Annotated in this window: 3 protein-coding genes; all 3 read right to left on the bottom strand. The window is 65.7% G+C overall.

Features of this window, described 5'->3' with window-relative positions; genetic code table 11:
* Positions 1 to 115: 115 nt before the first annotated feature.
* The 3 genes from xylB to LL972_RS17485 all read right to left on the bottom strand — a co-directional run bounded on the left by xylB (position 116) and on the right by LL972_RS17485 (position 6,982).
* Positions 116 to 1,609, bottom strand: coding sequence for a xylulokinase (gene xylB / locus LL972_RS17495; RefSeq protein ID WP_228328671.1), 1,494 nt, complete (start codon positions 1,607 to 1,609; stop codon positions 116 to 118).
* The gene (locus tag LL972_RS17490) at positions 1,606 to 3,987 is read right to left on the bottom strand and encodes a glycoside hydrolase family 95 protein (RefSeq protein WP_228328670.1); all 2,382 of its coding nucleotides are present in this window, start codon (positions 3,985 to 3,987) and stop codon (positions 1,606 to 1,608) included. The genes xylB and LL972_RS17490 overlap by 4 nt, the downstream gene beginning before the upstream one ends.
* Before the next feature lie 91 nt (positions 3,988 to 4,078).
* Positions 4,079 to 6,982 carry a TIM-barrel domain-containing protein gene (locus LL972_RS17485; RefSeq protein ID WP_228328669.1) on the bottom strand — a complete coding sequence of 968 codons (2,904 nt, stop codon included), beginning with the start codon at positions 6,980 to 6,982 and terminating at the stop codon, positions 4,079 to 4,081.
* Positions 6,983 to 7,077 lie beyond the last annotated feature (95 nt).

The following is a 7,077-nucleotide window of genomic DNA, read 5'->3' as shown; positions in this document are numbered from 1 at the left end:
CCTTCGAAGCCGATCTTGCCGATACCGGGGAAATATTCTTTGGCGCCGATGTAGACGGTGTTGCTCATGGGGTGGAATGTCCTTGCTGCTGGGGGAGTTGTAGAAAGCGGGTCGATCAGCCGGCGTAGAGCGGGCTGACCACCTGCAGGTGCTTGAGGAAGGTCTGGTAGTGCTGCTGGTACTGGGCCACGCGTTGCGGATCCGGGTGCGCCGACAGGTCCTGGTCGATCTGCAGATGCTCCAGCACCACATCCGACAATGCGTCCGCACCGCCGTCGTCGCGATCGCAGGCCCACAGGGCCTGCAATGCGGCACCGAAGGCAGCGCCTTCGGGCTGGGTCGGCACCACGACCTGCAGGTTGAAGATATCGGCCACCATCTGCCGCCACTGCGCGCTCTTGCTGCCGCCGCCGGTGAGCAGGATGGTGTCGAACTGCAGACCCGCCGCGACAAAGGCATCGAAGCCGTTGCGCAGGCTGTAGGTCGCCCCTTCCATCGCGGCGCGATAGAAATGCGCGGCGGTGGTGTTGTGCAGGTCCATGCCGAACAGGCAGCCGTGGGCGTCCGGCAAATTGGGCGTGCGCTCGCCGTTGAAGAACGGCAGCAGCACCAGGCCATCTGCGCCCGGCGTGGTGCTGGCGATCAAGTCCTCGGTCTGCTCGCGGGTGATCGAGAACATGCGCATCACCGCCTCGGTGGCGACCGTGCAGTTCATGGTGCAGATCAGCGGCAGCCAGCCGCCGCTGGACGAACAGAACGCGGCCCAGCGTGCGTCCTCGTCCACCACCGGGTGATCGGCGTAGGCGAACAAGGTGCCCGAGGTGCCCAGGCTCATGGTCAGGCGACCGGGCACCACGTTGCCAGTGCCGATCGCGGCCATCATGTTGTCGCCGCCGCCGGTGGTGACACGCACGCCGGCCGGCAGGTTCAATGCGTCGGCGGCTGCGTTGGACAAGGCATAGACCGCGCCGGTCTCCACCAGCGGCGGCAATGCCTCGCGCAGGTCGCGCTGTGCGTCCACCGCGCCGAGCATGCGTTCGGACCACTGCCGTGTGCGCACGTCCAGCCAGCCGGTGCCGGAGGCATCGCCGACTTCGGCAAAGCGCTCGCCGGTGAGCCAGAAATTCACGTAGTCGTGCGGCAGCATCACCGTGGTCATCGCTGCATACGCCTCGGGACGATGCTTGCGTGTCCACGGCAATTTGGAGGCGGTGTAGCCGGCCATGATCGGGTTGCCGGCGGCGGCCACGCTGCCTGCCGCACCACCCACCGCGTCCATGATTTCGTCGCATTCCAGCGCGGTGCTGGTGTCGCACCACAGCTTGACCGGCGCGGTGACGCTGCCATCGGCGGCCACCGGCACGAAGCCGTGCTGCTGGCCGGAGACCGAAATACCGCGCACCCGTGCACGCTGCTCGCCATCGAGCTGGGCGAAGCAATGCACGATGCCGTCGATCCACCACTGCGCCTGCTGCTCGCGGGTGCCATCGTCGCGGCTGATCAGCTCCATCGGCGCGGCGATCGTGGCGACCACGGCGCGCTCCTGCGGATCGTAGGCAACCAGCTTGACGCTCTGCGTGCCCACATCCAGTCCTACGTACAAGCTCATTGCATCACCAATCGGTTGTTGTTGAGGCCCACCTGCTGGGTGCGACCGGCGCCCAGTTCCAGGTCCAGGGTCTGCCCTGCGTAAGACAGTTGATAGCGCCCGCCACGATCGCTGTGCACGCGGGCCTGCTGCAGGCGGCCGCCGTCCCAGTGCAGGTCCACGCTGGCGCCGCCGCGCACGCGCAAGCCCCGCACACTGCCGCGTGGCCAGGCCTTGGGCAGGGCGGGCAGCAGGAACACGGTGCCGCCCCAGCTTTGCAGCAGCATTTCGGTGATGCCGGCGGTGCCGCCGAAGTTGCCGTCGATCTGGAACGGTGGATGCGCGTCGAACAGGTTCGGGTAGGTGCGCTCGGGCGAGATCAGCAGTTGCAGGATGCGGTAGGCATGCTCGCCATCGGCCAGCCGCGCCCACAGGTTCAGGCGCCAGCCGATGCCCCAGCCGGTGGTGTTGTCGCCACGCGTTTCCAGCGTGCGCCTTGCTGCGGCGGCAAGCTCGGGCGTATCGCGCAGATTGATCTGGCTGGACGGATGCAGCGCATACAGATGCGAGACGTGGCGATGATGGATCTCCGGGGCTTGCATGTCCCAGTCCTGCTGCCATTCCTGCAATTGCCCTGCCTTGCCGATGCGGTTGGGCGGCAGTTGCTCGCGCAGCGTGCTTAGTTGTTGCGCAAAGGCGTCGTCGACCTTGAGCAGCTTGCTCATCGCGATGCATTGGCCGAACAGATCGCGCAGCAGTTGCGCATCCATCGTGGGGCCGGCACACAGCGCGGCGTTGAACGGATGCTGGTTTTCCGGCGACATCGAGGGATTGGTCACCATCGCGCCGGTCTGCGGATCCTTGACCAACGTGGCGACAAAGAACTCCGCCGCGCCCTTGAACAAGGGATAGATCCTGCCCAGATAGGCGCGGTCGCGGCCGTAATCCCAGCGGTCCCAGAGCTGCTGCAGCAGCCAGACGCCGCCCATCGGCCACAGGCTCCACTTGGCGCCATCGATCGTGCCGGCCTGGCGCCACAGATCGGTGTTGTTGTGCACCACCCAGCCGGGTGCGTCGTACATCGCACGTGCGGTGTGCGCGCCGGTCTTGGCCAGATCGAACAACATGGATTCCAGCGGTTCGACGCACTCGTGCAGCGCGTTGGCCTCGCTGGGCCAGTAGTTCATCTCGGTGTTGATGTTGATGGTGTACTTGCTTTCCCACGGCGGGTGCATCAGGTCGTTCCAGATGCCCTGCAGATTGGCCGGCTGGGTGCCGGGCCGCGAGCTGCAGATCAGCAGGTAACGGCCGAACTGGTGATACAGCGCCGCCAGCGCCGGATCGTCACCCTGCGCAAAACGCTGCACGCGTTCGTCGGTGGGCAGCTTGGCCGCGTCGCTGCTGCCCAGGTCGATCGCCACGCGCCGGAACAGCCGCTGGTGATCGGCCAGATGCGCACGCAGCAATGCGGCGTAATCCAGTTTGCCGGCCTTCTGCATGCTTGCCGCGGTCAAGGCGAGCGGATCGCCATCGACGGCGTCATAGCGCTGGTAGCTGGTGGCGGCGGTGAGCAGCAGCACCACTTCATCGGCCGCTTCGATGCGCAGGCGGTCGCGCAGGCCACTGAGCGTGCCGCCCTTGACCTGCGGCAGCACGCGCAAGGCAAAACGCAGCTTGCCGTCGATGCCGGCGAAGCTGCCGTTGCGGCCGCTGAACAGCAACCCGCCCTGCTCCACCGTGACCGCGCCGGTCTGCGGGCTGTCGATGCCCACGCGCAGGGAAATCGCACGGGGCCGATCGCAGGACAGGCGCACCACGATGCATTGCGACTGCGCCGACACGAACACCTCGCGCGTGTGCACAGCACCGCCGGAGCGGAACGTGGTGGTGGCCACGCCGGTATCCAGATCGAGCTGGCGGCGATACTCGCTGATGCCGTCGGCACGATCGAAATCCAGCAGCAGATCGCCCAGCGGTTGATACGGCATCTGCTTGAGCGGACGCGAGAGCATCTTCGCATCGGCCAGTGTTTCGGCCTCGGCATAGCGCCCGGCAAACACCAGCGCGCGCACCTGTGGAAGGGCCGCCAGCGCTTCAGGGCTGGTGGCATCGTACGGGCCGCCTGCGTACAGCGTGTCCTCGTTGAGTTGCAGGCGCTCGTGGGCAATGCCGCCCCACACCATCGCCCCTAGCCGGCCGTTGCCGACCGGCAGTGCCTGCACCCACTCGTTGGCCGGTTCGCGGTACCACAGCTGCAAGGCATCGCCCGCAGCAACAGCAGGCAGCGACTGCTCGCCGGCAGCCTTGGCCGGCGCAGCAACGGCAGAGGCAGCCGGCGCAGCGCCCAGCGCCGCGAGTGCGGCACCGGTTGCCTTGCAGACTTCCCTGCGGGTCAGCACGTGCACCACCGTGCTGCATGACCGGACCTGCACGCCCGAGCCTTGCGGCGATCCGGCATCTGCGCACTCACTGACTGACAACGAGTTGCGATCATCGACGACGCGCTTTGCCGGACGCAATCTTGCACTGCAACACGCTGACCGGATTGCCGTCGTACTGGATGCTGGCATCGCTCCTGGGCTCCAGCGCACCGGCGTCCTCGCGCGGGCCGTCGACAAAGCGCACGTTGACGGTACGCCTGGCCTGCATGCCGGTCCAGCTGCCTTCGCGCTTGCCGATGCTCAGCTCGCCCTTGGCCTGGTTCCAGCTCAGCGGAATGCGGCTGAACTCGCCCTTCTCGTAGCCGTAGCCCTTGCCGTCGTCCTCATACAGCGAGAACTGGCCGTCGGCACCGGTGTAGACCACCACGGTGAGCGGCGCATCCGGCTTCTGATCCACGTATTCCTGCACCGGGCCGGTCGGCACGATGGAACCGGCGCGCACGAACAACGGCATACGCTCGATCGGCGCAGCCGCTTCGATGCTCTGGCCGCCTTCGTAGCGCTTGCCGGTGGCGAAATCCAGCCAGCTGCTGCCGGCCGGCAGATAGACCTGACGCGAGGTGGCGCCGAAGCGGGTCACCGGTGCGACCAGGAAGGCCGGCCCGAAGAGGTACTGGTCGTTGATGTCGCGGACCTTGGGATCGTTCGGGAAGTCCATCATCATGCCGCGCATGATCACGCCATCGCGCTGATAGGTGTCGCCGGCCAGGCTGTAGATGTACGGCAGCAGCGCGTAACGCAGGCGGTTGTAGTAGGCCATGCTGTCGTAGAACGGCGTGCCTTCCGGGGCGATGTTCCAGATCTCGCGGTACGGGAACTGGCCGTGCGAGCGGAAGATCGGCACGAATGCGCCGAACTGGAACCAGCGGGTGTTGAGCTCGCGCCATTCGGGCAGATGCGCCGGGTCCTGGTTTTCATAGCGCTTCTCCACCGAGAAGCCGCCGATGTCGAAGGTCCAGTTGGGCAGGCCCGACAGCGCCATGTTGACGCCACCGGAGATCTGGTCGCGCATGTCGTCCCAGCGCGAGACGATGTCGCCGCTCCACACCGCCACCGCATTGCGCTGGGTGCCGGCATAGCCCTTGCGCGAGAGGATGAACACGCGCTTGTCGTCGGCCGCGCGGTCGCCCACGTAGACGCCATGCGTGTGCGGCAGCGGATAGGAGTTGAAGTATTCGGTGGACGAGCCCAGCGCGTTGGGCGTAGTGCGTGCCTTGCGCTCGCCGATGTCCAGGTTGGAATGCACATCCGGTTCGTCGGCATCCATCCACCAGGCATCGAAGCCCTTGCTGTTGAGCTTTTCGTTGACCTGGCGCCAGTAGATCGCCTGCGCCTTTTCCGAGTACGGATCGTAGAACGAGTTCTTGTAGCCCTTGCCGATCCAGTCCAGCTCGCCCACTTCCACGTTGCGCTTGAACATGAAACCGGCCGCGTCCAGTTCCTTGTAGTTGGCGGTGGTGGGATAGAACTTGGGCCAGATCGAAATCATGATCTGCGCATGCATGTCGTGCACGGCCTTGACCATGCCGTCCGGATCCGGGAAGTGCTGCTTGTCGAAATCGTGCGAACCCCAGGCGTCTTGGGGCCAGTACGACCAGTCGAGCACGATGTTGTCCAGCGACAGCTTGCGCCTGCGGTATTCGGCCACCGCGCCGACCAACTCGTCCTGGCTCTTGTAACGCTCGCGGCTCTGCCAGAAGCCGTAGGCCCACTTGGGCAGCATCACCGCCTTGCCGGTGAGCTCGCGATAGCCGGCCACGGCCTGGTCGTAGGAATCGGCCGAGACGAAGTAGTAGTCGATCATCTGGCCGGCTTCGGACCACAGCGACAGGTCACGCGCTTCGGCGGCCGGCAGCGGGTCGCGATGCAGCAGCGCGATGTAGCTGGGGTCGATCATGTCCCATTCGACCTTGACGGAGTGGCGCGTGCCCGGCTCCAGGTCAAGCGTGAACTCGTGATTCCACGGGTTCCAGTTCTGGCGCCAGCGATCGATGACCAGCTTGCCGTCCACATAGACCTTGCCGTACTCGCTCAGATACAGCGAGAAGGTGTGCTGGCCAGCGGTGAGCGCTTCGATCTGCCCCTCCCAGCTGACCTGCATGCGGCTGTTCTTGTCCTTGGACATCGCCTTCTTGGGGAACTTGGCCAGGTTGCTGAGGTACTGGTAGTTCACCTCGCTTTCGCGGCGCTCCAGCACCTGTTTGCCATTGATCGCATAGCGCGCGGTCAGGCCGCCCGGCTTGCCCTTGGCGTCGTACAACTTGAGCGTCTGGGACAACGGCTGCAGGCCGCGCGGGTCGCCCAGGCGACTGATCGAGTTGTTGTCCCACAGCAGGCCGTAGTTGCGGCTGGACACCAGATACGGCACCGCCATGTCGAGATTGTTCTGCTGCAGCTCGACGTTGCGGCCCTTCTGATTCATCCAGCCCTGCTGGTGCTGGCCGAAGCCGTACAGCGCTTCGTCGTCGGGCGACTGGAAGCGTTGACGCACGCTCAGGTACTGCTTGCCTTCCACTTTCAGCGGCGCAAAGCTGCGCCCGCCAGCCACCTCCGACAGCACCGGCTTGCCATTGGCATCGGCGAAGCTGACATGGCCATCGACGGTGGACACGGTGGCAGTGACCTTGCCGGTCTTCAGCTGCACGCTGTCGCCCTGCTCGGCCAGCTGGAAGTTGCCATCGCCCTGCACCGGCACGCGCATCAGGCTGGGGCTGCGCGCGAAGTCGCCGTCCGGGTCGGCACTGACGCGGATGATGCCGGCATCGACCACCTGCAGACGCACCGGTGCGGCGCCCTTGGCGCTCGGCACCACGGTGATGCCATCGGCGGCCTTGCGCACTTCCTGCGCGTGCGCGGCATTGGCCAGCAAGGCCAGCGACAACGCCAGGCACTGGGCAAGCGGTGTACGTCGGGTGGCAGGCGCATGGCCGGCGGAACGGTTGATGGTTTGCATGTTCACTCCCTTGGAATTACGAAACGCTGCCGCGGGGGCGGCAACGCATGGGTTCATTGCGTTCGACCTGGAAGACGGCCTGCTGCGCAGCGATC

The sequence above is a fragment of the Xanthomonas campestris pv. asclepiadis genome (assembly GCF_020784175.1).
GTDB lineage: Bacteria > Pseudomonadota > Gammaproteobacteria > Xanthomonadales > Xanthomonadaceae > Xanthomonas > Xanthomonas campestris_D.
This window is presented reverse-complemented; position numbering and strand designations above follow the sequence as displayed.

What these genes read in the sequence shown, in the direction of transcription:
- xylB (WP_228328671.1), bottom strand. Translation starts at nt 1,609, where the DNA reads ATGAGCTTGTACGTAGGACTGGATGTGGGCACGCAGAGCGTCAAGCTG.
- LL972_RS17485 (WP_228328669.1), bottom strand. Translation starts at nt 6,982, where the DNA reads ATGCAAACCATCAACCGTTCCGCCGGCCATGCGCCTGCCACCCGACGT.